Annotated in this window: 17 protein-coding genes; 13 read left to right on the plus strand and 4 right to left on the minus strand. The window is 72.8% G+C overall.

Features of this window, described 5'->3' with window-relative positions:
- Positions 1-2: 2 nt before the first annotated feature.
- The gene (locus QMQ26_RS24725) at positions 3-2,093 is read left to right on the plus strand and encodes an ATP-dependent DNA helicase (RefSeq protein WP_282202720.1); all 2,091 of its coding nucleotides are present in this window, start codon (positions 3-5) and stop codon (positions 2,091-2,093) included.
- A 194-nt stretch (positions 2,094-2,287) separates the two neighbouring features.
- Here the strand turns inward: QMQ26_RS24725 and lexA are convergent, their stop codons facing one another.
- Complete coding sequence (gene lexA, locus QMQ26_RS24730) at positions 2,288-3,013, minus strand: transcriptional repressor LexA (RefSeq protein ID WP_282206605.1); 726 nt, start codon at positions 3,011-3,013, stop codon at positions 2,288-2,290.
- Between the two features lie 441 nt (positions 3,014-3,454).
- Between lexA and nrdR the strand changes: the two genes are divergently transcribed.
- The 11 genes from nrdR to QMQ26_RS24785 all read left to right on the plus strand — a co-directional run bounded on the left by nrdR (position 3,455) and on the right by QMQ26_RS24785 (position 17,781).
- The gene (nrdR, locus tag QMQ26_RS24735; RefSeq protein WP_282202721.1) at positions 3,455-3,931 is read left to right on the plus strand and encodes a transcriptional regulator NrdR; all 477 of its coding nucleotides are present in this window, start codon (positions 3,455-3,457) and stop codon (positions 3,929-3,931) included.
- 181 nt (positions 3,932-4,112) lie between these two features.
- Positions 4,113-6,998: a vitamin B12-dependent ribonucleotide reductase gene (locus QMQ26_RS24740; RefSeq protein ID WP_100840395.1), complete on the plus strand. Its 2,886-nt coding sequence runs from the start codon at positions 4,113-4,115 to the stop codon at positions 6,996-6,998.
- 191 nt (positions 6,999-7,189) lie between these two features.
- Positions 7,190-7,993 (plus strand): SDR family oxidoreductase, encoded by an 804-nt coding sequence (locus tag QMQ26_RS24745; protein WP_282202722.1) that lies wholly within the window; start codon positions 7,190-7,192, stop codon positions 7,991-7,993.
- Positions 7,994-8,056: 63 nt separating this feature from the next.
- Positions 8,057-8,287, plus strand: coding sequence for an RNA polymerase subunit sigma-70 (locus tag QMQ26_RS24750; RefSeq protein WP_100840393.1), 231 nt, complete (start codon positions 8,057-8,059; stop codon positions 8,285-8,287).
- A gap of 1 nt (position 8,288) precedes the next feature.
- Positions 8,289-8,855, plus strand: a complete 567-nt coding sequence (locus tag QMQ26_RS24755; RefSeq protein ID WP_282202723.1) for a Clp protease N-terminal domain-containing protein — start codon at positions 8,289-8,291, stop codon at positions 8,853-8,855.
- 183 nt (positions 8,856-9,038) lie between these two features.
- Positions 9,039-10,418, plus strand: a complete 1,380-nt coding sequence (locus tag QMQ26_RS24760) for an ABC transporter substrate-binding protein (RefSeq protein ID WP_282202724.1) — start codon at positions 9,039-9,041, stop codon at positions 10,416-10,418.
- Positions 10,419-10,487: 69 nt separating this feature from the next.
- Positions 10,488-11,513 (plus strand): carbohydrate ABC transporter permease, encoded by a 1,026-nt coding sequence (locus QMQ26_RS24765; RefSeq protein ID WP_100840390.1) that lies wholly within the window; start codon positions 10,488-10,490, stop codon positions 11,511-11,513.
- Positions 11,510-12,580 (plus strand): carbohydrate ABC transporter permease, encoded by a 1,071-nt coding sequence (locus QMQ26_RS24770; RefSeq protein WP_282202725.1) that lies wholly within the window; start codon positions 11,510-11,512, stop codon positions 12,578-12,580. The genes QMQ26_RS24765 and QMQ26_RS24770 overlap by 4 nt, the downstream gene beginning before the upstream one ends.
- A 404-nt stretch (positions 12,581-12,984) precedes the next feature.
- A complete protein-coding gene (locus QMQ26_RS24775) occupies positions 12,985-16,038 on the plus strand; it encodes an Ig-like domain-containing protein (RefSeq protein ID WP_282202726.1) in 3,054 nt (1,017 codons plus the stop codon).
- Positions 16,039-16,279: 241 nt separating this feature from the next.
- Positions 16,280-16,963, plus strand: coding sequence for a ribonuclease HII (locus QMQ26_RS24780; protein ID WP_100840388.1), 684 nt, complete (start codon positions 16,280-16,282; stop codon positions 16,961-16,963).
- 296 nt (positions 16,964-17,259) lie between these two features.
- Positions 17,260-17,781 (plus strand): hypothetical protein, encoded by a 522-nt coding sequence (locus QMQ26_RS24785; RefSeq protein WP_318552039.1) that lies wholly within the window; start codon positions 17,260-17,262, stop codon positions 17,779-17,781.
- 243 nt (positions 17,782-18,024) lie between these two features.
- Here QMQ26_RS24785 and QMQ26_RS24790 read toward each other — a convergent pair whose 3' ends face one another.
- Both QMQ26_RS24790 and QMQ26_RS24795 read right to left on the minus strand, forming a co-directional pair.
- Positions 18,025-18,714: a hypothetical protein gene (locus QMQ26_RS24790; RefSeq protein WP_404813954.1), complete on the minus strand. Its 690-nt coding sequence runs from the start codon at positions 18,712-18,714 to the stop codon at positions 18,025-18,027.
- Between the two features lie 337 nt (positions 18,715-19,051).
- Positions 19,052-21,247, minus strand: a complete 2,196-nt coding sequence (locus QMQ26_RS24795; RefSeq protein ID WP_282202728.1) for a DEAD/DEAH box helicase — start codon at positions 21,245-21,247, stop codon at positions 19,052-19,054.
- Between the two features lie 206 nt (positions 21,248-21,453).
- On the opposite strand from QMQ26_RS24795, the gene QMQ26_RS24800 reads away from it, so the two are divergent.
- Entirely contained in the window at positions 21,454-23,019 is a 1,566-nt protein-coding gene (locus tag QMQ26_RS24800; protein ID WP_282202729.1) for a DUF4192 domain-containing protein, read from the plus strand.
- A gap of 37 nt (positions 23,020-23,056) precedes the next feature.
- Here QMQ26_RS24800 and QMQ26_RS24805 read toward each other — a convergent pair whose 3' ends face one another.
- Complete coding sequence (locus QMQ26_RS24805; protein ID WP_282202730.1) at positions 23,057-24,370, minus strand: alpha/beta fold hydrolase; 1,314 nt, start codon at positions 24,368-24,370, stop codon at positions 23,057-23,059.
- Positions 24,371-24,700: the final 330 nt, after the last annotated feature.

Consider the following 24,700-nt stretch of genomic DNA (forward strand, 5'->3'; position numbering starts at 1 on the left):
TCATGACGAACGACACCATCGAACCCCTGCCCGGCGGCCCGGAGACGGCCGAACCCGCCGCGCCGGTCCCCGCCTCCCGCCTGCCCGAGCTGCTGCACGCCGCCGTCGCCGCCGTCGGCGGCGTGGAGCGGCCCGGGCAGGTCCGGATGGCCGAAGCCGTCTCCGCCGCCGTCGACGAGGGCGAGCACCTGCTCGTCCAGGCCGGCACCGGCACCGGCAAGTCCCTCGCCTACCTGGTGCCCGCCCTCGCCCACGGCGACCGGGTGGTGGTCGCCACCGCGACGCTGGCCCTCCAGCGCCAGCTCGTCGAACGCGACCTGCCGCGCACCGTCGAGGCCCTGCACCCGGTGCTGCGCCGCCGCCCGCTGTTCGCCATGCTCAAGGGCCGCTCCAACTACCTGTGCCTGCACCGGGCCAACGAGGGCACCCCGAGCGACGAGGGCGAGGGCCTGTTCGACCCGGTCGACGCGCTCGGCGGCCCCGCCGGCAAGCTCGGCCAGGACGTGCTCCGGCTGCGCGAGTGGGCCGAGGAGACCGAGACCGGCGACCGCGACGACCTCACCCCCGGCGTCTCCGACCGGGCCTGGGCCCAGCTCGCCGTGACCTCCAAGGAGTGCCTGGGCGCCTCCCGCTGCGCCTACGGCGAGGAGTGCTTCGCCGAGCTGGCCCGCGAGCGCGCCAAACTGGCCGACGTGGTGGTCACCAACCACGCCATGCTCGCGATCGACGCGATCGAGGGCGCCCCCGTGCTGCCCGAGCACGGCCTGCTGATCATCGACGAGGCCCACGAGCTGGTGAACCGGGTCACCGGCGCGGCCACCGCCGAACTCACCGTCGGCGCGGTCAACCGGGCCGTCAAGCGCGCCGCGAAGCTCGCCAACGAGAAGGCGGTGGACGCGCTCCAGGCCGCCGCCGAGAACTTCCACGGCCTGATGGAGACTGCCCAGCCCGGCCAGGTCGACGAACTCCCCGAGTACCTCGGCTACGCGGTGGCCGGCATCCGGGACGCCTGCCGCCAGGTCATCACCTCGCTCGGCGAGACCCGCGACAAGGGCCTCACCGACGAGGACGCCGTCCGCAAGCAGGCGATGGCCTCCGCCGAGACGCTGCACGAGACCGCGGACCGGCTGCTCACCGGCTCCGAGTACGACGTCGTCTGGATCGAGCGCTCCGACCGCTACGGCGGGGGCACCGCCTCGCTGCGGGTCGCCCCGCTCTCCGTCTCCGGCCTGCTGCGGGAGAACCTGTACCGGGACCGCTCGGTCGTCCTCACCTCCGCCACCCTCAAGCTCGGCGGCGACTTCAACGGCGTCGCCGCCTCGCTCGGCCTGCCCGGCGAGACCAGGCTCCCCGACCACCGCACCCCCGACGGCCCGGCCGCCGAGACCGGGGAGGACGCCCCGCCGTACTGGCGCGGCCTGGACGTGGGCTCCCCGTTCACCTACCCCAAGCAGGGCATCCTCTACGTCGCCAAGCACCTCCCGCCGCCCGGCCGGGAGCCCGACCGGCCGGAGATGCTGGACGAGCTCGCCGAGCTGATCGGCGCGGCCGGCGGCCGCACCCTGGGCCTGTTCTCCTCGATGCGGGCCGCCCAGACCGCCGCCGAGAAGCTCCGCGAACGGCTGGACGTGCCGATCCTGCTCCAGGGCGAGGACACCCTGGGCGAGCTGATCCGGGCCTTCGCCTCCGACGCCGGGACCTGCCTGTTCGGCACCCTCTCGCTCTGGCAGGGCGTCGACGTGCCCGGCTCCGCCTGCCAGCTCGTCGTGATGGACCGCATTCCCTTCCCGCGGCCCGACGACCCGCTGATGAGCGCCCGGCAGAAGGACGTCGAGGCGCGCGGCGGCAACGGCTTCATGGCCGTCGCCGCCACCCACGCCGCGCTGCTGATGGCCCAGGGCGCCGGCCGGCTGGTCCGGGCCGCCGACGACAAGGGCGTCGTCGCCGTCCTCGACCCGCGGCTGGCCACCGCCCGCTACGGCGGCTTCTTCCGCTCCTCCATGCCGGACTTCTGGTACACCACCGACCGCAACCAGGTCCGCCGCTCGCTCGCCGCGATCGACGCCTCGGCCCCGCCGGTCAGGCCGCGCTAGCCGCCGACCTGCCGGTCGCCGGTCCGCCGCCCGCCGCGCGCACCGGAACGACCGACACGTGCGAGGGCCGGCCCGAACAGTTCGGGCCGGCCCTCGCACGTGTCGGTCGTTCGCCGGTGGTGCCGCGTACTCGTCGTGCCGCGTACTCGTCGTGCCGCGCACTCGTCGTGCCGCGCACTCGTCGTGCCGCGCACTCAGAGGCGGCGCAGCACCGCCACCACCTTGCCGAGGATGGTCGCGTTGTCGCCCGGGATCGGCTCGTACGCCGCGTTGTGCGGCATCAGCCAGATCTTCCCGTCCTCGCGCTTGAGCCGCTTGACCGTCGCCTCGCCGTCGATCATCGCGGCCACGATGTCCCCGTTCTCGGCGACCGGCTGCTTGCGGACCGTCACCCAGTCGCCGTCGCAGATCGCGGCGTCGATCATCGAGTCGCCCTTGACCGTCAGCGCGAACAGCTCGCCCTCGCCGACCAGTTGGCGGGGCAGCGGGAAGACGTCCTCGACGGTCTGCTCGGCCAGGATCGGGCCGCCGGCCGCGATCCGGCCGACCAGCGGCACGTAGGAGGTGGACGGCCGGCCGGAGGTCTCGGCCGCGGCCGGGCGGGCCACCTCGACGCCGCGGACCTCGTAGGCGCGCGGGCGGTGCGGGTCGCGCCGCAGGAAGCCCTTGCGCTCCAGCGCCATCAGCTGGTGCGCGACGGAGGAGGTGGAGGACAGGCCGACGGCCTGGCCGATCTCGCGCATGGACGGCGGGTAGCCGCGGCGCTGGACGGAGTCCCGGATCACCTCGATGACCCGGCGCTGGCGCTCGGTCAGCCCGGCCTCGTCGGTGCGGATGCCGGGCGGGCGGCCGGGGAGGGAGCGGGCGACGGGGACGGGCGCACCGAGCGGGGGTTCCTCGATCGACTGACTGCGGCTCATGGTCTGGTCCATGCTCTCCTGGTCAGCGGTGCGCGCGGGACGCTCCTGCACCGGGATGGCGGTCTTGGCTTCGGCGGTGTGCATGACGCTGGTGGCGCTGGGGGTGGACATCGCGGCGACCCTCTCGTCGGGCTGGTGCTCCATCTGCCCAGCTCAACTGGCCCCTCTATCGAAAGGTTGCGCCAAACACACGTTCGAGTGAACTTATTCGAGGTTGGCTGACTTGATCAAGCCTCCGGGTGTAAGTCGATTGCTTGTTCGACTCGAACAGTCTATGGCGCGGCCCCGGAAGCTGTCTCCGGAACCGCCCGTTCACTCGGCGTGGTGGAGTGTCCCGCACTACATCTAGTGGTCTAGTCTCTGGTTGGGCACAGGTGTTGTGTCCAGCGGGTAGAGTGATGACTGTTGTATGCCGTTGGACGGGTAGGGAGGGAGTTCCAGGTGCACTGCCCCTTCTGCCGGCATCAGGACAGCCGAGTCGTGGACAGCCGGGCCAGTGACGACGGGAGTTCCATCCGTCGCCGCCGCCAGTGCCCCGACTGCGGTCGACGGTTCACCACCGTCGAGACCGCCACCCTGATGGTGATCAAGCGCAGCGGCGTCACCGAGCCCTTCTCCCGCGAGAAGGTGATCTCCGGCGTCCGCAAGGCCTGCCAGGGCCGCCCGGTCACCGAGGACGCGCTGGCCCAGCTCGGCCAGCGGGTCGAGGAGTGCGTGCGGGCCAGCGGCAGCGCCGAGCTCTCCACCCACGACGTGGGCCTGGCCATACTCGGTCCGCTGAAGGACCTGGACGTGGTGGCGTACCTCCGGTTCGCCTCGGTCTACCGCGCGTTCGACAACCTCGAGGACTTCGAGGCGGCGATCGCGGAGCTGCGGGCCGAGCGGCCGGCCGCCCCCGAACCGGTGCCCGTCCCCTAGGGCGGACGCCGGCGCCTTCGCGCGCCCTTTTCCGCGCATGCAGCGCAGTACCCGTAGTACCCCGCAGTACCCGTGTGCCGTGGTGGGGTTCCGCCCTGCCCGCGTGCGGACGGAACGAACCAGTCGTGCCCGGACTTTTCCGGGCACTTCGGGCGTTTGCCCAGGAGGAGGAGCAGGAGCAGTGACAGACACCACGAGCGGGTCCGCACGAGGGTCGAAGTCGGACAAGGCCGCCAAGGGAGCCAAGGCCCCCAAGGCCGGGCTGCGGCTGGAGCGCATCTACACCACCCCTGGGGTCCACCCGTACGACGCGGTCACCTGGGAGCGCCGCGACGTGGTGATGACCAACTGGCGCGACGGCTCGATCAACTTCGAGCAGCGCGGCGTCGAGTTCCCCGACTTCTGGTCGGTCAACGCGGTCAACATCGTCACCAGCAAGTACTTCCGCGGCGCGGTCGGCACCCCGCAGCGCGAGTGGAGCCTCAAGCAGATCATCGACCGGGTGGTGCTGACCTACCGCGCCGCCGGCGAGAAGCACGGCTACTTCGCCTCCCCGGACGACGCCGAGGTCTTCGAGCACGAGCTGACCCACGCCCTCCTCCACCAGGTGTTCAGCTTCAACTCGCCGGTCTGGTTCAACGTCGGCACCCAGCAGCCGCAGCAGGTCTCGGCCTGCTTCATCCTGTCCGTCGACGACTCCATGGAGTCGATCCTCGACTGGTACAAGGAAGAGGGCATGATCTTCAAGGGCGGCTCCGGCGCCGGCCTGAACCTGTCCCGGATCCGCTCCTCCAAGGAACTGCTCTCCTCCGGCGGCAACGCCTCCGGCCCGGTCTCCTTCATGCGCGGCGCCGACGCCTCGGCCGGCACCATCAAGTCCGGCGGCGCGACCCGCCGGGCCGCCAAGATGGTCGTGCTGGACGTCGACCACCCGGACGTCGAGGCCTTCATCGAGACCAAGGTGAAGGAGGAGGAGAAGATCCGCGCGCTGCGCGACGCCGGGTTCGACATGGACCTGGGCGGCGACGACATCACCTCCGTCCAGTACCAGAACGCCAACAACTCGGTCCGGGTGAACGACGAGTTCATGACCGCGGTGGAGAACGGCACCACCTTCGGCCTGCGCGGCCGCAAGACCGGCGAGGTCATCGAGACCGTCGACGCCAAGGGCCTGTTCCGCAAGATGGCCGAGGCCGCGTGGGCATGCGCCGACCCGGGCATCCAGTACGACTCGGTGATCAACCACTGGCACACCTGCCCCGAGTCCGGCCGGATCAACGCCTCCAACCCGTGCTCCGAGTACATGCACCTGGACAACTCCAGCTGCAACCTGGCCTCGCTGAACCTGATGAAGTTCCTCCGCGACGACGACTCGTTCGACGCGGTCAACTTCGCCAAGGTCGTCGAGCTCGTCATCACCGCGATGGACATCTCCATCTGCTTCGCCGACTTCCCGACCGAGAAGATCGGCGAGACCACCCGCGCCTACCGCCAGCTCGGCATCGGCTACGCCAACCTCGGCGCCCTGCTGATGGCCACCGGCCACGCCTACGACTCGGCCGGCGGCCGCGCCCTGGCCGGCGCGGTCACCTCGCTGATGACCGGCACCGCCTACCGCCGATCCGCCGAACTGGCCGCCGTGGTCGGCCCGTACGACGGCTACGCCCGCAACGCCGCCCCGCACCGCCGGGTCATGAAGCAGCACGCGGACGCCTCGGCCGCCGTCGCCCCGCTGGACGACCTGGACACCCCGGTCTGGTCGGTCGCCAACGAGACCTGGGCCGACGTGCTCCGGCTCGGCGAGCGCAACGGGTTCCGCAACGCGCAGGCCTCGGTGCTCGCCCCGACCGGCACCATCGGCCTGATGATGGACTGCGACACCACCGGCGTCGAACCCGACCTGGCCCTGGTCAAGTTCAAGAAGCTGGTCGGCGGCGGCTCGATGCAGATCGTCAACGGCACCGTCCCGCGCGCCCTCAAGCGCCTGGGCTACCAGGACGAGCAGGTCGAGGCGGTCGTCGCGCACATCGCCGAGCACGGCAACGTCATCGACGCGCCCGGCCTGAAGACCGCCCACTACGAGGTGTTCGACTGCGCGATGGGCGAGCGGTCGATCTCCCCGATGGGCCACGTCCGGATGATGGCCGCGATCCAGCCGTGGATCTCCGGCGCCATCTCCAAGACGGTCAACATGCCGGAGAACGCCACCGTCGAGGACGTCGAGGAGATCTACTTCGAGGCGTGGAAGCTCGGCGTCAAGGCGCTGGCGATCTACCGCGACAACTGCAAGGTCGGCCAGCCGCTCTCGGCCAAGACCAAGGCCCCGGCCGCGGTTCCGGCCCCCGCCCAGGCCGCCGCCCCGGCCCCGGCCGTCCAGAAGGTCGTCGAGTACCGGCCGACCCGCAAGCGCCTGCCCAAGGGCCGCCCCGGCATCACCACCTCCTTCACGGTCGGCGGCGCCGAGGGCTACATGACCGCCAACTCCTACCCGGACGACGGCCTGGGCGAGGTCTTCCTCAAGATGTCCAAGCAGGGCTCGACCCTCGCGGGCATGATGGACGCCTTCTCCATCGCCGTCTCGGTCGGTCTCCAGTACGGCGTCCCGCTGGAGACGTACGTCGCCAAGTTCACCAACATGCGCTTCGAGCCGGCCGGCCTGACCGACGACCCGGACGTGCGGATGGCGCAGTCCATCGTGGACTACATCTTCCGCCGGCTGGCCCTCGACTTCCTGCCCTTCGAGACCCGCTCCGCGCTGGGCATCCACTCCGTCGAGGAGCGCACCCGGCACCTGGAGACCGGCTCCTACGAGCCGGCCGAGGACGACGTCGACATCGAGTCGCTGGCCCAGTCCGCCCCGCTCGCCCCCGAGAAGCCGCACGTCGCCCTCCCGCTGGTCGAGCAGCCCAAGGCCGCCCCGGCCGCGCACAACTCGACCGAGCTCGCCGAGATCCGGCTCGGCCTGAACGCCGACGCCCCGCTCTGCTTCTCCTGCGGCACCAAGATGCGCCGCGCGGGCAGCTGCTACCTCTGCGAGGGCTGCGGCTCCACCAGCGGCTGCAGCTGACCGTCCGGGGCCCCGCCCCGACCCGTTCCGGCCGCCGTCCCCCGAAGCCTCCGGGCTCCGGGGGGACTCGGCGTTTCCGGGCGGCGTCGGCCCCGGCGGGTGCCGCGTTCCCCCGGGTGCGTGGGCCGGGCTGCCGGGGGCGGTGGTCGCGGGCAGGCTGGGGGCAGTGGCTGAGCTGAGGGGTGAGCGCGATGCGGCCGATGCTCGTGACGGGCGGGACGGGGACCCTGGGGCGCGCGGTGGTGCGCCGGCTGCTGGCGCGGGGCTGCCCGGTGCGGGTGCTCAGCCGGCAGGCGCACACGCCGGGGGAGCACGGCTGGGCGGTGGGCGACCTGGTGACCGGCCGGGGGCTGGAGTCGGCGCTGACCGGCGTCGGGACGGTGGTGCACTGCGCGACCACCAACGGCGGGCGGGACGTCGCGGCCACCCGCCGCCTGGTGGAGGCGGCCCGCGCCGCCGGGGTGTCCCACCTGCTGTACGTGTCGATCGTCGGGGTGGACCGGGTACCGCTCGGCTACTACCGGGCGAAGGCGGAGTGCGAGCGGCTGGTCGCGGAGTCCGGCCTGGGCTGGACGGTGCTGCGGGCCACCCAGTTCCACGACCTGCTGCTGCGACTGCTGGAGGGACTGTCGAAGGCCCCGGTGCTGCTGCTGCCGCGCGGGGTGGCGTTCCAGCCGGTGGACGTGCGGGACGTCGCGGAGCGGCTGGCGCAGCTCGCGGAGGCCGGTCCGGCCGGGCGGGCGGACGACTTCGGCGGGCCCGAGGCGCGTGCGGTGGAGGCGTGGGCGGCGGAGTTCCTGCGGGCCCGGGGGCGGCGGCGGCCGGTGCTGCAGGTGCCGGTGCCGGTGCCGGGCGGGGCGGGGCGGGCGTTGCGGGCGGGCGGGAACCTGGTGCCGGGGCGCGCGGCGGGCCAGGCGGCGGGTCGTGCGGCGGTGGGGCGCGTGGCGGGTCGGATCACCTTCGCGGAGTTCCTGGCGGAGCGGTACCCGGCCTGATCCGGCCGCGCCGCGCGTCAACCGGGGTTGACGCGCGCCCCGGTGTCAACCTATGTTGACGTCATGAGCGAGACGACACGGCTCGCGGCCGACGCGAGCAGCAGTGACCCGGCGGCCGGCCTGCGCGCCGTCCGGGCCCTGCGCGACCTGGCCGACCGGCTGGAGGACCTCCAGGTCGGCAACGCCCGCAGCCGGGGCTGGTCCTGGCACGAGATCGCGGTCTGCCTGGGCGTCACCCGGCAGGCCGTGCACAAGAAGCACGCCCGACGGGCGGCCGGACAGGGAGGGGACTGACATGTTCGAACGGTTCGCGGTGGAGGCCCGCCGGGTGGTGGAGCTGGCCGCCCAGGAGGCCCGCCGGATGCACCACGACCACCTGGGCACCGAGCACCTGCTGCTCGGCCTGCTCGCCCAGCCGCAGGACCCGGCCGCCCGGGTGCTCGGCGGGTTCGGCCTCGACCTGGAGGGCGGGCGGCGCGCGGTGCTCCGCGCCCTGGGCGGCTCCGGCCCGGAGCGGGACGCCGCCGCGCTGGCCGCGATCGGCATCGACCTGGCGGCGGTCCGCGAGGCCGTCGAGTCCGACTTCGGGGCGGGCGCGCTGGACGCCCCGCCGCCGGCCCGCCGCCCCCGCCGGGGCGGCCCCCGGTTCACCGACCGGGGGCGGCAGGTGATGGCGCTGGCGCTGCGCGCCGCCACCGGGCGGCGCGCCCGCCGGATCGAGACCGGCCACCTGCTGCTCGGCCTGCTGAGGGAGGGCGGCGGGGTGGCCGTCCGGGTGCTCCGCGAGCAGGGCGTCGACCTGGCCGATCTGGAGCGCGAGACGGAAGCCGCGCTGGTGAGCGGCGCGCGGGCGGCCTCTTAACACGGTGCGGTTACAACTGGGGCGCTGCCCGATGAAGGTCGAACGCACTCCTTGGCGTGGAAGTACCGGTGGGTTAACGTCTTTGAGCCAGCGACCGCTGGGTACAGATCCACATCTCCGGTACAGCGCAGTGTTGTTCTGTCTGACGGCTGGCATGTCCATGCCCTGGCAAGGAGGACCGCATTGACCACCCCCGTGACCACCGGACGCCGTCGGCTGCTCGCCGTACCGGCCGTCCTGGCACTGGCCCTGACCGCCGCCTGCTCGAACAGCTCCTCCGACGGCGGTGGCGGCGGAGGGGGTGGCTCCGCCTCCGCGCTGGCGGGTGACTGCGCCAAGTACCAGGCGTACGCGGGCCACTCCGGCACCAAGGTGTCGATGTACGCCTCGATCCTCTCGCCGGAGTCGGACTCGCTGGAGAAGTCCTGGGCCGAGTTCAGCACCTGTACCGGCATCAAGATCGTCTACGAGGGCTCCAACGACTTCGAGTCGCAGCTCCCGGTCCGGGTGGCCGGCGGCAACGCCCCCGACCTGGCGATCATCCCGCAGCCCGGCCTGCTCGCCCAGATGGTCAAGAGCGGCAAGGTGGTCAAGCCGCCGCAGCAGACCGTCGAGAACGAGAACAAGTGGTCGCCGGTCTGGAAGCAGTACGGGTCGGTCAACGGCACCTTCTACGCGGCGCCGATGAGCGCCAACATGAAGTCGCTGGTCTGGTACTCGCCCAAGGCGTTCAAGGCCGCCGGGTACGAGGTCCCGAAGACCTGGGCCGACCTGATCGCGCTCAGCGACAAGATCGCCCGGGCCGGCGGCGAGACCAAGCCCTGGTGCGGCGGCATCGGCTCCGGCACCGCCACCGGCTGGCCGGCCACCGACTGGCTGGAGGAGATCGTCCTCGGCTCGTACGGCGGCGACGTCTACGACCAGTGGATCAGCCACCAGGTGAAGTTCTCCGACGAGAAGATCACCACCGCGATGCAGACCGTCGCCGGCTGGATGCAGAACCCGGCCTGGATCAACGGCGGCTTCGGCGACGTCAAGACGATCGCCACCACCACCTTCCAGGACGCCGGCACCCCGATCCTCAGCAACAAGTGCGCGATGCTCCAGCAGGCGTCCTTCTACAGCGCGCAGTGGCCCAAGGGCACCAAGGTCGGGCCGGACGGCGACGTCTTCGCCTTCCCGCTGCCCGCGGTGAACCCGCAGGTCACCAGCCCGGTCGAGGGCGGCGGCGAGTTCCTGGCCGCCTTCTCCGACCGGCCCGAGGTGCAGGCCGTGCAGAACTACCTGTCCACCTCCGAGTGGGCCAGCAGCCGGGTCAAGGTCTCCCCGGGCTGGGTCTCCGCCAACCAGGGCGTGGACAAGAGCCTGTACACCGACCCGATCGACCAGCTCTCCGCCGCGTCGCTCACCGACCCCGCGGCCACCTTCCGGTTCGACGCCTCCGACCTGATGCCCGCCGCCGTCGGCTCGGGCGCCGAGTGGAAGGCGCTGACCGCCTGGTTCGCCGAGGGCCAGTCCATCCAGAAGACGGCGGGCGACATCGACGCGGCCTGGCCGCAGTAACCGGACGCCAACGGGCAGCGCGGGCCGGCCCGCGCTGCCCTTCCCGTGCCCCGAGGAAGGACCCTCCGCATGCCCACCGACCCCCGGCTCGCCGGGCCGGCGCTCCACCTCGCCGACTCGCTGTGGCAGGACGCGGCGATCAAGTTCGGCAACACCGGGGGCGCCGTACTGGGCTTCCTCGGCGTGCTGCTCGCCGTGTTCTTCGCGGCCGGCCGCGCCACCGGACGCTTCTCCCGGCCGCTGGCGGTCGCCCTGATGCTCGGCCCGGCGGCCGTCCTGCTGCTCGTCGGACTGGTGGTGCCGCTGCTGCGCACCGTCTACCTGAGCTTCTACGACGCCGACTCCGCGAAGTTCGTCGGCGGGAAGAACTACGGCTGGGCGGCGACCAGTTCGCAGATCCACGACGTGCTGCTGAACACCCTGCTCTGGCTGGTGGTCGCCCCGATCGCGGCCACCGGGCTCGGCCTGCTGCTGGCCCTGCTGGTCGACCGGATGCGCGGCCAGGCGGTCTACAAGTCGCTGATCTTCATGCCGATGGCGGTCTCGCTGGTGGCCGCCTCGCTGATCTTCAAGCTGCTGTACGAGTCGCGCGGCAACGGGCAGAACCAGGTCGGCCTGCTCAGCCAACTCGCCGTCGCGGTCGGCTGGGACGACCCGCCGAACTGGATACTCTCCCAGCCGCTGAACAACTTCCTGCTGATGTCCGCCATGGTCTGGGTGCAGACCGGCTTCGCCATGGTGGTGCTGTCCGCCGCGATCAAGGCCATCCCGGACGAGATCACCGAGGCCGCCCGGCTCGACGGCGCCACCGGCCTGCGGCTGTTCCTGCACGTCACCGTGCCGATGATCCGCACCACCCTGGTGGTGGTGCTCACCACCATCATGATCATCACGCTGAAGGCCTTCGACATCGTCCGCACCATGACAGGCGGCAACTTCGGCACCCAGGTGCTGGCCAACGAGATGTACTCGCAGAGCTTCGAGCAGTACAACTACGGCCGCGGCAGCGCCCTCGCGGTGATCCTCTTCCTCGCGGTGGCCCCCCTGGTGGTCTACAACATCGCCCTGCTGCGCAAGGAGCGTGCGACCCGATGAGCGCCAAGCCCGCCCTCGACACGGCCTCCGGGCCCGAGCCCGAGCCCGGCGCCGCCACCGGTGCCGGTACTGCTGCCGCTGCCGGTGTCGGCACCGACCCCGGGGCCGACTCCGGGACCGCCGCGCGGGCCGCCGCGGCCAAGGCGGCCCGGCCCGACCTGCCGCCGGCCAAGGCCGTCCGCCGGGCGTTCAGCTCCCCGCTGGCCAGTGCCCTGGTGGTCGCCGTCACGGTGCTGTGGACCGTCCCGACCATCGGCCTGCTGGTCACCTCGCTGCGGCCCAAGGGCGACGTCGCCTCCAGCGGCTGGTGGGAGGCGTTCGTCCACCCCGACTTCGGGCTGGAGAACTACCGCTCGGTGCTGTTCGACAACTCCTTCGGCACCTCCGGCGGCCTGATGCCGTACCTGGTCAACTCGGTGGCGATCGCCGTCCCGGCCACGGTCTTCCCGCTGGTGCTGGCCGCGATGGCCGCGTACGTGCTGGCCTGGGTGCGGTTCAAGGGCAGCGACACGCTCTTCTTCGTGGTCTTCGCGCTCCAGGTGGTGCCGCTGCAGATGTCGCTGATCCCGCTGCTGCGGCTGTTCTCCGGCGGCGCGCACCTCGGGTCGGTGACGATCGTCCCGGCGCTCAGCCTGAAGGACAGCTACCTGCCGGTCTGGCTGACGCACACCATGTTCGCGCTGCCGCTGGCGATCTTCCTGCTGCACAACTTCATCGCCCAGCTGCCGCGCGACCTGATGGAGGCGGCGGTGGTGGACGGGGCCTCGCACTTCAAGATCTTCCGGTCGATCGTGCTGCCGCTGAGCGCCCCGGCGCTGGCCTCGTTCGCCATCTTCCAGTTCCTGTGGGTGTGGAACGACCTGCTGGTGGCGCTCACCTTCGCCGGCGGCAACCCGACCGTCGCGCCGATCACCTCCCGGCTGGCCCAGCTCTCCGGCTCCAACGGCAGCCGCTGGGAGCTGCTCAGCGCGGGCGCCTTCCTGTCGATGCTCGTCCCGCTGGCGGTGTTCTTCGCCCTCCAGCGGTACTTCGTCCGCGGCCTGCTGGCGGGGTCGGTCAAGGGCTGAGCCGCCCGGGTGCGGACAAGTGTTGAACGGACGGAGCGGGCTCCCGGGTGCGCCGGGGGCCCGCCGCCGTCTCTCCGGGCCCGGGTGTTCCCTCGGGCCGCCGCCGGTGCCGTTTCCCGGGCCGCTGCCTGTCCGCCGTGTGTGCCGCCGCCTGCCCCGCCGTCCGTGCCGTGGCCGCGGAAGGTGCGCGGACGGACCGGTCGGATGCGGAGGGTCGGGCGGTCGGATGGCCGGAACTCGTGGCTGTGATGTGAGGGTTCTGCGGACGCGCCGGGTGCGGAGCCGGTAGGACGGAGGACGGCACTTCTGCCGTTCATCCGGTCATCCGACCTTGGGGGGTTGGCGTGAGGATCAGAAAACGAATCGCCGGGCTGCTCGTGGGCCTGCTCGCAGCCAGCGGACTGATGGTGGCGCCCGCGGCACACGCGGACACCACCGCCGTCCTCGGCAACAACACCGTCGGCACCGCCACCGACTCCGGTGACTCCAACTACATCAACACCTCCCGCTTCGTGACGGGCGCCGGCGGCGGCACCGTCAGCAGCGTCAGCGTGTACGTCGGCGCCGTCGGCGCCACGCCCAACGACCAGTACCAGGTGGCGGTGTACGGCGACGTCGCCGGCAAGCCCGGACCGCTGCTCGGGTCCTCCGCCTCCGGCACGCTCACCGCGCACGCCTGGAACACCCTGCCGGTCGCCGCGACGCTCGCGCCGAACACGCCGTACTGGCTGGCGTACAACTCCAACGGCGTCTCCGCGGCGGTCAACAACCTGAACTACTCCACCGGCGGCCAGAGCGGCTACTCCACCGGCGGCACCGCCTTCGGCACCTGGCCCAGCAGCTTCGGCGCCGTCTCCACCGGCACGCTGAACTACTCCATCTACGCCACCTACACGCCCTCCGGCGGCGGCACCGGCACCCCCGGCAGCGGGCCCGGCAACGAGGGCCCGATCCTGCTAGTCACCGATTCCGCCAACCCGTACACCACGTACTACGGCGAGATCCTCAAGTCCGAGGGCCTGAACTACTACAAGACCGCCGACCTGAGCACCGTCACCTCCACCCTGCTCAACTCGTACGACGTGGTGCTGCTGGCGGAGCACCAGCTGACGGCCGCCCAGACCACCATGTTCACCAGCTGGGTGAACACCGGCGGACGGCTGGTGGCGATGCGGCCCGACAAGCAGCTCGCCGGGCTGCTCGGCCTCACCGCGACCACCGACACGCTGGCCGACAGCTACCTGAAGATCAACACCACCGCGGCGCCCGGCGCCGGGCTGACCTCCGACACCATCGGCTTCCACGGCACCGCCGACAAGTACGCGCTCAACGGCGCCACCGCCGTCGCCACCCTGTACAGCGACACCGCGGTGGCCACCACCAACCCGGCCGTCACGCTGCGCACCGTCGGCGCCGGCCAGGCCGCCGCGTTCACCTACGACCTCGCCAAGTCCGTCGTGCAGACCCGGCAGGGCAACGCCGCCTGGGGCGGCCAGCAGCGCGACAACGTGGACGGCATCGAGGCCAGCGAGATGTTCTTCGGCACCGGCGGACAGCTCAACTGGAACAACCTCGACAAGGCGCAGATCCCGATCGCCGACGAGCAGCAGCGGCTGCTCGCCAACCTGATCACCACCATGGACGCGGCCAAGAAGCCGCTGCCGAAGTTCTGGTACTTCCCGCGGGACGCCAAGGCCGTCGTGGTGATGACCGGCGACGACCACGGCATCGGCGGCACCGCCGGCCGCTTCGACGGCTACGTCGCGCAGAGCCCGGTCGGCTGCAACGTGGCCAACTGGGAGTGCGTGCGCGCCTCGTCGTACATCTACACCGACGACCCGATCACCGACGCCCAGGCCAAGGCCTACTCCGACCAGGGCTTCGAGATCGGCGTGCACGTCACCACCAACTGCACCCCGTGGGGCACCCCGGCCGACCTGCAGAACATCTACACCAGCCAGATCGGCGCCTGGCGGGCCAAGTACCCCTCGCTGCCCAACCCGGACAGCACCCGGACCCACTGCGTCGAGTGGGACGACTGGGCGACCCAGGCCAAGACCAAGCTCGCCAACGGCATCCGGCTGGACACCGATTACTACTACTACCCGGCCAGCTTCGTGCAGGACCGGCCCGGCTACTTCAACGGCACCGGCCTGCCGATGAAGTACGCGGACAGCGACGGCAGCACCATCAACGAGTACCAGGCCACCACCGAACTCACCGACGAGTCCGGGCAGTCCATGCCGAGCACCGTCAACACACTGCTGGACAACGCCTACAACTCCAAGGGCTACTACACCGTCCTGACCGCCAACATCCACACCGACTACGCCGCCTCCACCGCCTCCGACCAGGTCATCGCCTCGGCCAAGGCGCACGGCACCCCGGTGGTCTCCGGCCGCCAGCTGCTGACCTGGCTGGACGCCCGCAACGGCTCCGCCTTCTCCGGGATGGCCTGGACCAGCAACACGCTGAGCTTCAGCATCACCGGCGGCGCCAACGGCCTGCGCGCCATGGTGCCGGTCAACTCGTCGGTCGGCACGCTCACCGGCGTCAAGCAGGGCACCGCCAACGTCAGCTACCGCATCGAGACCATCCACGGCATCTCCTACGCCTTCTTCGACGGCAACGTCGGCTCCTACACGGCGACCTACGGCATGGACACCACCGCGCCGACCGTCACCGGCTCGGTGCCGGCCAACGGCGCCACCGGCGTCTCGGCCACCGCCCCGGTCAAGGCCTCCTTCAGCGAGCCCGTCCAGGCGGGCACCGTCAACGGCACCAACGTCACGCTGAAGACCACCGCCGGCTCCGTCCCGGTGCCCGGTGCCGTCGCCCTGGACGCGGCCACCAACACCGTCACCTTCACCCCGAGCGCCGCGCTCTCGCTCAGCACCGGCTACACGCTGAGCGTCGCCAACGTGAAGGACCTGGCGGGCAACACCCAGACCGCGGCCTACACCGCGGCCTTCACCACCGCCGGCGCGCCGCCGCAGACCATCGGCAACAGCGCGGTCGGCACCCTGCTCGACGACACCGACTCCAACCACCTCAACGGCTCCAAGATCACGACCGGGGCCTCCGCCATCGCGTTGACCTCGCTCAACGTGCACACCGGACAGATCAGCGCGGCGCCCAACAACCAGTTCCAGATCGCCGTCTACAGCGACAACGCCGGCTCGCCCGACGCCCTGCTGGCCACCAGCTCGGTCGGCACGCTGAGCGCCAACGCCTGGAACAGCGCGCCGATCACCTACACCCTGGCGGCCAACACCACCTACTGGGTGGTCTACAACTCCAACGGAACCAGCTCCACCGTCAACAACATGCACTACAGCTCGGGCCCGGCCGGTTCGGGCGCCTACAGCAGCACGTCCGTCCCGTTCGGGACCTTCCCGGCCAGCTTCGGCACCGCCGTGAAGGACAACCTCGTGTACTCGCTCTACGGCACCTACTGACCTCCTGGTCCGTCGAGCGCACTGAGGGGACCGCCGGGGCGGCTCGGGCCACGACTTCGTGGCCGGGGCCGCCCCGGCGGCCGTGCGGGCGCTGCCGCCCGTCACCGATGTGCTCCCGGCGACGCCGCTCCACCGGGCCGAGCTCCGCGGCGGCGTACGCTGATGAGGGCGGGGAGCACCGGCGCGCCCCGCCCCGCACCGGCCCTGTCCGGTCCGCCCCGCTCCAGTGAACGGAACCCCGATGCCGTACGACCCCCCGACCCACGCGGTCGAGCGCTCCCTGCGCCAGGCCGGCGCCCGTGTGGTGGTCGGGCTGGACGAGGTCGGCCGGGGCGCCTGGGCCGGTCCGGTCATGGTCGGCGCGGCCGTCACCGGGCTGCGCCGCCCGCCCGAGGGGCTGACCGACTCCAAGCTGCTGACCGAACGGCGCCGGACCGCGCTCGCCCCGCTCCTGGAGGAGTGGGTGACGGCGTACGCGATCGGGTCCGCCTCGGCCCGGGAGTGCGACGACCTCGGCATGACGGCCGCGCTCCGACTGGCCGCCGTCCGCGCCCTGGAGGAACTCCCGGTGCGGCCCGACGCGGTGATCCTGGACGGCAAGCACGACTACCTGGGCGGCCCCTGGAAGGTCCGCACGGTGATCAAGGGCGACCAGTCCTGCGTCTGCGTGTCCGCCGCCTCGGTGCTGGCGAAGGTCCGGCGGGACGCGCTGATGGCCGAAATCGGCACGGACCACCCGCGGTTCGCCTTCGGGGAGAACGCCGGCTACCCGTCGCCCACCCACCGCGCCGCACTGGAGGAGCTCGGCCCCACCGAGCACCACCGCCTGTCCTGGGCCTACCTGGACGGGCTGCCGCGCTGGAGCCATCTCAAGCGGCAGCGCGTCCCGGTCGACGCCGGCGAGCAGCTCTCGCTGGGTTTCTGAGCCCGGTTCTCCGGGATTTCTCCCGCCGTTCGGGGCGGGTCGACAGCCGTTCCCCGGAGCCCGGCGGTCCTGTTTCCTGACGGTTCGTCAGCATTCATCCATCGGTCATCCGAGCGTTGCCGCCGGTGCGCGCACAGTGCGCCACACTTCCAAGTGGTGGGGTGCCCGTGCGCGTCCGACCGGCATTTGATAGGAATCCGGGTATGCCTGTCTTCCCCGAGGAGCCGGAGATTCACGAGACGATCCCGGGCCCCGGCGTTCCCCTTCCCCACACGTCGGACGCACCTGCCCCCCGTATGCCTTCCTCCACCGCCGTCGCCGCTCCGGTCCCGGGCCCCCGCCCCGGTCCGCCGCGCCCCGCCCCGCCCCGTGCCGACCGTCCGGTCCCCGGCCCGCGGCCCCCGGCCCGTCCCAAGCCCGGCTCCGCGCCGCGCCCCGGTCGGCCGGACGTCCAACTCCTGCCCGCTGCCGCAGCCGAGGCGATCGACCGTGCCGACGAGGCCGTCGACGCCCTGCTGGAGTCCGGCCGCCGCCCCGGCGACGTGCTGGTCCTGACGGTCGGCGAGGCGCACCCCTGGCAGGAGCACGAGCTCAGCTTCGGCGAGGAGCGCTACTGGGCGCAGCTCGCCGACGGCGGCGACGTGTTCTACGCCGACGCCGCCGCGACGCGCCCGCTCCGCCGGGACGTGGTGGTGCTGGTGGTCAACGAGGGCCGCTCGGAGCGGGTGGCCGCTGCGGCGCGCAAGGCGCTGGAGCGGGCCGCGAAGCTCCTGGTGGTCTGCGGCGAGACGGACACCGTCGCCCCGCTGTTCGCCTGAGCACCGCTCCGTCCTTTCCGTTCCGCCTCGTTCCGTCCTGTCCTTTCTGCCTCGTCTGTCCCATCTGCTCTCCCCGTTCGTTCTGCGCTGCCCGTCCGGCGGTGTTCGTCCGTGGTGCCGTCCTCCGGCACGGCGGGCGGGCCCGGCGGGGCGGCGGTGAACGGGAGGGGTGGCGGTGGGCGTGCCGGTTCGTCGACCCTTGGTTGGCGTCCGGATTCCCCGCGCTCGGCGCGCGCCGTCCGCTCAGCGGGCGGCGGTGCGGCGGGCGCTCCGGCCGTCGTGGGACTCCTCCAGCGCGCGGATCGCGCTCAGCGAGGTGACCGGGGCGATCGGCGGCTGCTGGGGGAGCGGTGGCTCGGGCGGCGCGGCGGGCACCCCGAGCGGGATGCGCGGCGGCAGTTCGGTGACGGTGTGGATCGGGCCGAGCGCCCACGACCCGGAGTGCGGGTTGCGCCCGCGCCGGCCGTCGCCGAGCGACTGCCAGCCGGCCGGAGTGAGCGTCAGGTACGAGCCGCAGCGCAGCCCGTGCAGTTCGGCGGCGGCGCGCAGCGCCCACATCCAGGCGCCGTCCTGCTCGGTCCAGTCCGGGCCGCCCTCGCGGCAGCGCAGCAGGACGGCCGTCCGGCTGGGGCTGGACCGCTTCAGGTCGTGCGGGGTGACCCGGCGGAGATGGCCGAGCAGCGCGTTGCGGTGGTCCCACCCGTCGCTGAACTGCGGTCGGACGCCGAACGAGGCGGAGGCCGTCACCCGGTTCTCGGCGCTCAGCACCGCGACCACCGTGGTGCCCGGCTGCGGGAGGTGCCGCCGGTGCAGCTCGGTGACGAACTCCCGTGGAGCCCGCAGGAGCGGCACGCCGTAGCTCTTCCACTCCGGCAGGCTGATGGTCCGGTGGCTGTCGTGGTGGGAAGGACCTCGGTCGATGCCGTTGATCACGATCCTCCTTCCCGAGCCCGTGCCCCTGGAGCGCGCGAGCGTACGCCGAAGACCGGGTCCGGAGGACCGGGTACTGGATACCTTCCAATTCTCGGGCGAGAGCAGTCCGAGCGGCAATGATGAAATGACGATCGCAGCCCGAAATCCGGGCTTCTGCCGGGTATGTTCCACGCCCCCGGCAGGGCCATTCGGCTGACCTGCCGGTGAGCGCAGGGTGTACGGCCCGAAACGTTCCGGTGTACGCCGCCCCCCGCGCCCGGGCGCACCGCCCCGCCCGGCCGCAGGAGCGCATGCCTTCCGGCCACCGGCGGCCCTGAGACGGTCGCGGAGCCCGGCCTCACCCCCGGACGGCGAGGACGAGCGGGAGCACCGCGGTGGCGCCGGCCTGGCGGAGCAGCCGGGCGGCCACCGTCAGCGTCCAGCCCGAGTCCACCAGGTCGTCGAGCAGCAGGACCGGGCCCGGCGCGGCGGCCAGCGCGTCGGCCAGGCCCGGCGCGAGGGTGAGCGCACCGGCGACCGAGCGCAGCCGCTGGGCGCTGTTGCTGCGCGGGCCGTGCGGCGGCTCCCCGGTGGCGTACTCGACCCGCCCGAGCAGCGGCATCCGCCCGATCGAGGCCAGGCCGCCGGCCAGGTCGGACACCAGCTGGGGACGGGTGGACGAGTCGAGCGCGACCACCCCGACCGGACGGGCGAGCTGCCGGCCGTCCGGACCGGCAGGCCCGGCCCAGCCGCCGGGGCCCCTGGCCCAGTCCGCGACCACCCCGACCATCGCGTCCAGCACCTCGCGCGGCAGCGGCCCGTCCGGGGAGCGCTCGTCCAGCAGCGAGCGCAGCCGGGTGCCCCAGCCGATGTCGGACAGCCGGCCCAGGGCGCGCCCCGGCTCGGCCTGCTGGGTCGCCGGGATTCGGCCCTTCAGCGGGATGCCCAGGGACTCCATGCCGGTGGGCCACATCCGCCGGGTCTCGAAGGAGACGCCGGGGCGGCCGAGGGCGGCCCGGGCCGCGTCCAGCGCCCCGGTGGAGACCTCGGCGGAGTGCCGGGCCGGGGTGCAGCGGTCGCACCGGCCGCACGGGGCCGCCTCGGGGTCGTCGAGCTGGCGGCGCAGGAACTCCATCCGGCAGCCCTCGGTGGCCACGTACTCGCGCATCGCCTGCTGTTCGGCCTCGCGGGCCCGGGCGACCTTGGCGTACCGCGCGGCGTCGTACTGCCACGGCTCCCCGGTGGCCTCCCAGCCGCCGCGCACCCGGCGGACCGCGCCGTCCACGTCGAGCACCTTGAGCATCGTCTCCAGCCTGGTGCGGCGGAGGTCGACCGAGGTCTCCAGCGCGGCGGTGGAGAGCGGGCGGCCCGCCGCGGACAGCGCGTCCAGCGTGCGGCGGACCTGCTCCTCGGCGGGGAAGCCGATCGAGGCGAAGTACCGCCAGATCGCCTCGTCCTCCCGGCCGGGGAGCAGCAGCACCTCGGCCCGGTCCACGCCGCGGCCGGCCCGGCCGACCTGCTGGTAGTAGGCGATCGGGGAGCTCGGCGACCCCAGGTGCACCACGAAGCCCAGGTCCGGCTTGTCGAAGCCCATGCCGAGCGCGGAGGTGGCGACCAGCGCCTTGACCCGGTTGTCCAGCAGTGCCGCCTCGGCCTCGCGGCGCTCCGCGTCCTCGGTCCGCCCGGAGTAGGAGGCGACCTGGTACCCGCGCCCGCGCAGGAACTCGGTGACCTCCTCGGCGGCGGCCACCGTGAGGGTGTACACGATGCCGGAGCCGGGGAGGTCGGGCAGGTGGTCGGCCAGCCAGGCCAGCCGGTGCGCCGGGTCGGGCAGCGCCAGCACCGCCAGGCTGAGGCTCTCCCGGTCCAGCGGCCCGCGCAGCACCAGCGCCTGCTCGTCACCGGCCCCGGTGCCGAGCTGCTCCGCGACGTCCGCGGTGACCCGGGCGTTCGCGGTCGCCGTGGTCGCCAGCACCGGGACGCCGGGGGAGAGCTCGGCGAGCATGGTGCGCAGCCGCCGGTAGTCGGGCCGGAAGTCGTGGCCCCAGTCGGAGATGCAGTGGGCCTCGTCCACCACCAGCAGGCCGGTGGAGGCGGCGAGCTTGGGCAGCACGTGGTCCCGGAAGTCGGGGTTGTTCAACCGCTCCGGGCTGACCAGGAGGACGTCGACAAGGCCGTCGGCGACCTCCTGCTGGATCTCCGACCACTCCTCCGGGTTGGCCGAGTTGATCGTCCGGGCGCGGATGCCCGCCCGGGCGGCCGAGTCGACCTGGTTGCGCATCAGGGCGAGGAGCGGGGAGACGATCACCGTCGGTCCGGCGCCGCGTTCGCGGAGCAGCGCCGTGGCGATGAAGTAGACGGCGGACTTGCCCCAGCCGGTGCGCTGGACGACCAGGGCGCGCCGGCTGTCCACCACCAGCGCCTCGATGGCCTTCCACTGGTCCTCGCGCAGGGCCGCGCCCGGGCCGGCGAGGTCGCGCAGCACGGCTTCCGCGGCGGCCCGGACGGCGGCGCGGTCGGCGGGGGTGGTCGGGGGGAGTTCGCGCGTCTGCATGAGGTCATGGATACCGTGCGGCACGGACGGACCGCGAATGCCGGGCTGTGGACAGAGTGGCGTTCATCGGTTGAGCTGCTGTCAAATCGCCGTAATCGCCGAAAATACGGGTGATTCAGGGGGGAGAGATGCTGAACCCCCCGACTTATCCACAGGCTGGGACGAATTGTCCGCAGCCGACCGCGATCCGGTCCAAGCTTTCCGCCATGACCGCAGACGACCGCACCACCACCCCCGTCCCGCGCCCCGGCCACCTCCCGGTCCGGCTGCGCGGCCCCGCCGACATGGCGGAGATGCTCCCGTACCTGCTGGGCTTCTTCCCCGACGACAGCATCGTCGCGGTGGGCCTACAGGGCACCGCGCTCGACCAGGGCGGCGTGATCCGGATCGACATCCCGGAGGACCCGGCCTGCTGGGAGCGCACCGCGGCGGAATCCGCCCGGCTGCTGGTCGAGCTGTCCGAGCAGCGGGCCCACCGCCCCGTCCAAGTCCTGCTGTACCTGTGCCGGGACCCCGCCGGGGACGACCGCGCGCCCGGCGGCGGCGGGCACGCCGTGCTGACCCGGCTCCGCCCGCTGGCCGACGCGCTCGCCCGGGCCTTCCAGGAGGAACGGGTGGTCGTCAAGGAGTCGCTGTGCGTCTCCGCCGGCCGCTGGTGGTCCTTCCTGTGCACCGGAGTCGACTGCTGTCCACCGGACGGCACTCCGGTCCGGGCGGCCCACCAGCCCAGCCCGCTCGCCGCGGCGGCCACCTACGCGGGCCTCGCCCCGCGGGGCAGCCGCAAGGCGATCGTGGCCGGGCTGGCCCCGGTCGGTCCACCGCTCTCCGAGGTGCAGCGCCGCGCCCTGGAGGACGCCGGGCCGCCCTTCATCCGTGAACTGGCCGGCCCCGGCGGCCGGGCCGCGGCCGTCGAGCGCACCGCCGGGGTGCTCGCCGAGGCGATGGCCGAATTCTCTTCCGGAGCGAGCGAGTTGGATGCCGCCCGCACCGCCAGGCTGCTGATCGGCATGCAGGACAAACTCGGCCGGGACCGCGCCGCCGAGTACGCCGAACCGGACGAACTCGCCACCGCCCAGCGGTTGTGGCGGTTCCTGGTCCAGCGCTGCGTCGACCCGTTCGAACACCTCGCCGTCCCGCCGATGACCCTGCTGGCCTGGACGTCCTGGCTGGCCGGAGACTCGGCCACGGCACGGATCGTGCTGGCCAGAGCACTGGAGCTGGAACCCGGCTACACCCTGGCCCAACTCCTCTACGAATCACTGAACTCCGGCATCGCCCCGGAAGCCCTGCTCCGGGTGGTCCGCCGCGAGCGCACCACCCGGCTGCGCGACGCACCGGCCCCGCAGCCCGCGGAACCCGCAGGGCCCGGCGGAGAATCGGCCGGCGGCGGCAGCCCCGCTCCGCACGGACCGGACGACGGCTTCGACCACCGAGGCCCGGACCGGCCCCAGGCCGGTCCCGGTCCCGGCCCCGGAGCTGATGCGGCCGAGCCCGCACCGAGGTGTCCCGCACCCGCACCCGCGCCGGGATCGGATTCGGCACCGGCCCCGGACCTGGCACCGGGCAACGAGCCGGACGGGCCCGGGCCGGGAGGAGGCGAGAGCCCGGGCGACGGCCCTCCGCCCACACCGCCCGCCGCGACCGACGGGCCGACCGCCGCGGCCTGCCGACCCGACCCGGGGCGCCGTCCGCGCCCGCACCGCTTCCTTCCGCCGGGAGTCCGCGTCCGGCACGTCCGGGTGCACCGAAACCGACACGCGATCGGAGACTGACATGCGAACCCTCGGCCCGCGGCCGCGGGGCGGTCGGCTAGACCTCGCCGCGCGCCATCCGGATCAGCCGGTCCAGCACCGTCCGCCCACTGGTGCGCACGCCGTCGTGCTCCCACTCGTTGGTGACCCAGACCCGGGTACCGGCCACCGCGTCCGCGGTCTCCAGCGAATGCGCCGTGTCCACGTACATGTCGTCGTGGTACACCGCCGCGTACACCGGTACCTGGTTCGACGCCAGGCGCGGCAGGTCGTACAGGTCGGGCCAGTCGGTGCGCTCCGCCAGCAGCTGCGCCGTCTCGCGCAGCGGCCGCAGCGCCGGGTCGGTCTCGAACATCCAGGGGTGGATCATCTCGCCGGTCAGCAGCACCGGCCCGTCCCCGGCCAGCGCCGCCTCGGCGTCGAACTCGGGAAACTCCTTGCGCACCCGCTCCGCCGACCAGTCGGTGGCCCCGGCGTCGACCGAGCGCTGCCCGTAGATCGACTCGTGCAGGACGGCGTACAGGGGGTTCTGGGCGAAGGACAGGTGCGACTGCGCCCCGGCCAGGAAGGTGTCGGAGAGCTCGGGTCCGTCCGCGCCCTCCACCCAGCCCTCCTCCAGCAGGTAGTGCAGGACGGAGGAGCCCGAGCCGCCGCCCAGCAGGATGCCCAGCGCCTGGAACGCCTGGACGGTCAGCGTGCCGCCGTCGGGAAGGGTCGCGGGCCGCTCGACCAGGTGCGCCGCGATTCGCCGTACCGCCGCCACGTCCTGGGGGAAGCGCGCGTAGTGACCGGCGTTCTTGCGGGCGACGCGGGGGTAGGCCGCGCGGTAGACCTCGTCCGCCGAGCGGCGCAGACCGGCCAGGCCGCCGGTGACGAAGGCCTCGCGCAGGTGCTCCGGGGCCAGCGAGAGGTACGTCAGGGTGCAGAAGCCGCCGAAGCTCTGCCCCAGCAGGCTCCACCGGGCGTCGTCGCCGAGCAGCCGGCGGCGGATCAGTTCGGCGTCCCGGACGATCGAGTCGGCGCGGAAGTGCGCCAGGTACTCGGCCTGCTGCCGGGCGTCGCCGCGCCGGGCCAGGGTCTGGCGGTTGGCGGGGGTGGAGCGGCCGGTGCCGCGCTGGTCCAGCAGCAGCACCCGGTAGTCGTCGAGCGCCCGGTCCAGCCAACCGTCCCGGCCCATCGGCCGGTTGGCCTTCCCGCCGGGGCCGCCCTGCAGGTACACCAGCCACGGCAGCTCGTCGTGCTCGCGTCCGGCCGCCGCCACCTCGCGGGCGTAGACCTCGATCGACTCGCCGCCGGGGGCACTGTGGTCCAGCGGCACCCGGAAGACGTGGTCGGTGGTGACGATTCCGGGGATGCGGCCGAGGGGGGACATGCAACTCCTAGGTGCGAGCTGGTCACAGGCTGGTCGCGGCGCCGATCGCCGGGGTCACCGGTGCGTCCGCTGTCGTCCTCGCACCGTATCCTGACGGCGGACAGGAGCCGCCGGGGGGCGTCCGCCACATGCGGAGAACCTCGAACGGCACCACGACACAGCGGGCGCCCCGGGCGCCGGTCGCGGAGCGCCGAACCACCCTCGGCCCACGGCCGCCTCCGACCGGACGTCCGCCGGGCGGGCGTGACCTGGGGCAGGTGTGGTGCGTTCAATCTGCAGAACACCACCACCCGAACCGGCACCTCCGGGTCCACCCCGGCCGGGCCGACC

The sequence above is a fragment of the Kitasatospora fiedleri genome, assembly GCF_948472415.1.
GTDB classification, from domain to species: domain Bacteria; phylum Actinomycetota; class Actinomycetes; order Streptomycetales; family Streptomycetaceae; genus Kitasatospora; species Kitasatospora fiedleri.

What these genes read in the sequence shown, in the direction of transcription:
- QMQ26_RS24805 (WP_282202730.1), bottom strand. Translation starts at nt 24,370, where the DNA reads ATGTCCCCCCTCGGCCGCATCCCCGGAATCGTCACCACCGACCACGTC.
- QMQ26_RS24775 (WP_282202726.1), top strand. Translation starts at nt 12,985, where the DNA reads ATGGTGGCGCCCGCGGCACACGCGGACACCACCGCCGTCCTCGGCAAC.
- QMQ26_RS24745 (WP_282202722.1), top strand. Translation starts at nt 7,190, where the DNA reads ATGCGGCCGATGCTCGTGACGGGCGGGACGGGGACCCTGGGGCGCGCG.
- lexA (WP_282206605.1), bottom strand. Translation starts at nt 3,013, where the DNA reads ATGAGCCGCAGTCAGTCGATCGAGGAACCCCCGCTCGGTGCGCCCGTC.
- QMQ26_RS24750 (WP_100840393.1), top strand. Translation starts at nt 8,057, where the DNA reads ATGAGCGAGACGACACGGCTCGCGGCCGACGCGAGCAGCAGTGACCCG.
- QMQ26_RS24725 (WP_282202720.1), top strand. Translation starts at nt 3, where the DNA reads ATGACGAACGACACCATCGAACCCCTGCCCGGCGGCCCGGAGACGGCC.
- QMQ26_RS24755 (WP_282202723.1), top strand. Translation starts at nt 8,289, where the DNA reads ATGTTCGAACGGTTCGCGGTGGAGGCCCGCCGGGTGGTGGAGCTGGCC.
- QMQ26_RS24800 (WP_282202729.1), top strand. Translation starts at nt 21,454, where the DNA reads ATGACCGCAGACGACCGCACCACCACCCCCGTCCCGCGCCCCGGCCAC.
- QMQ26_RS24780 (WP_100840388.1), top strand. Translation starts at nt 16,280, where the DNA reads ATGCCGTACGACCCCCCGACCCACGCGGTCGAGCGCTCCCTGCGCCAG.
- QMQ26_RS24785 (WP_318552039.1), top strand. Translation starts at nt 17,260, where the DNA reads ATGCCTTCCTCCACCGCCGTCGCCGCTCCGGTCCCGGGCCCCCGCCCC.
- QMQ26_RS24795 (WP_282202728.1), bottom strand. Translation starts at nt 21,247, where the DNA reads ATGCAGACGCGCGAACTCCCCCCGACCACCCCCGCCGACCGCGCCGCC.
- QMQ26_RS24765 (WP_100840390.1), top strand. Translation starts at nt 10,488, where the DNA reads ATGCCCACCGACCCCCGGCTCGCCGGGCCGGCGCTCCACCTCGCCGAC.
- QMQ26_RS24770 (WP_282202725.1), top strand. Translation starts at nt 11,510, where the DNA reads ATGAGCGCCAAGCCCGCCCTCGACACGGCCTCCGGGCCCGAGCCCGAG.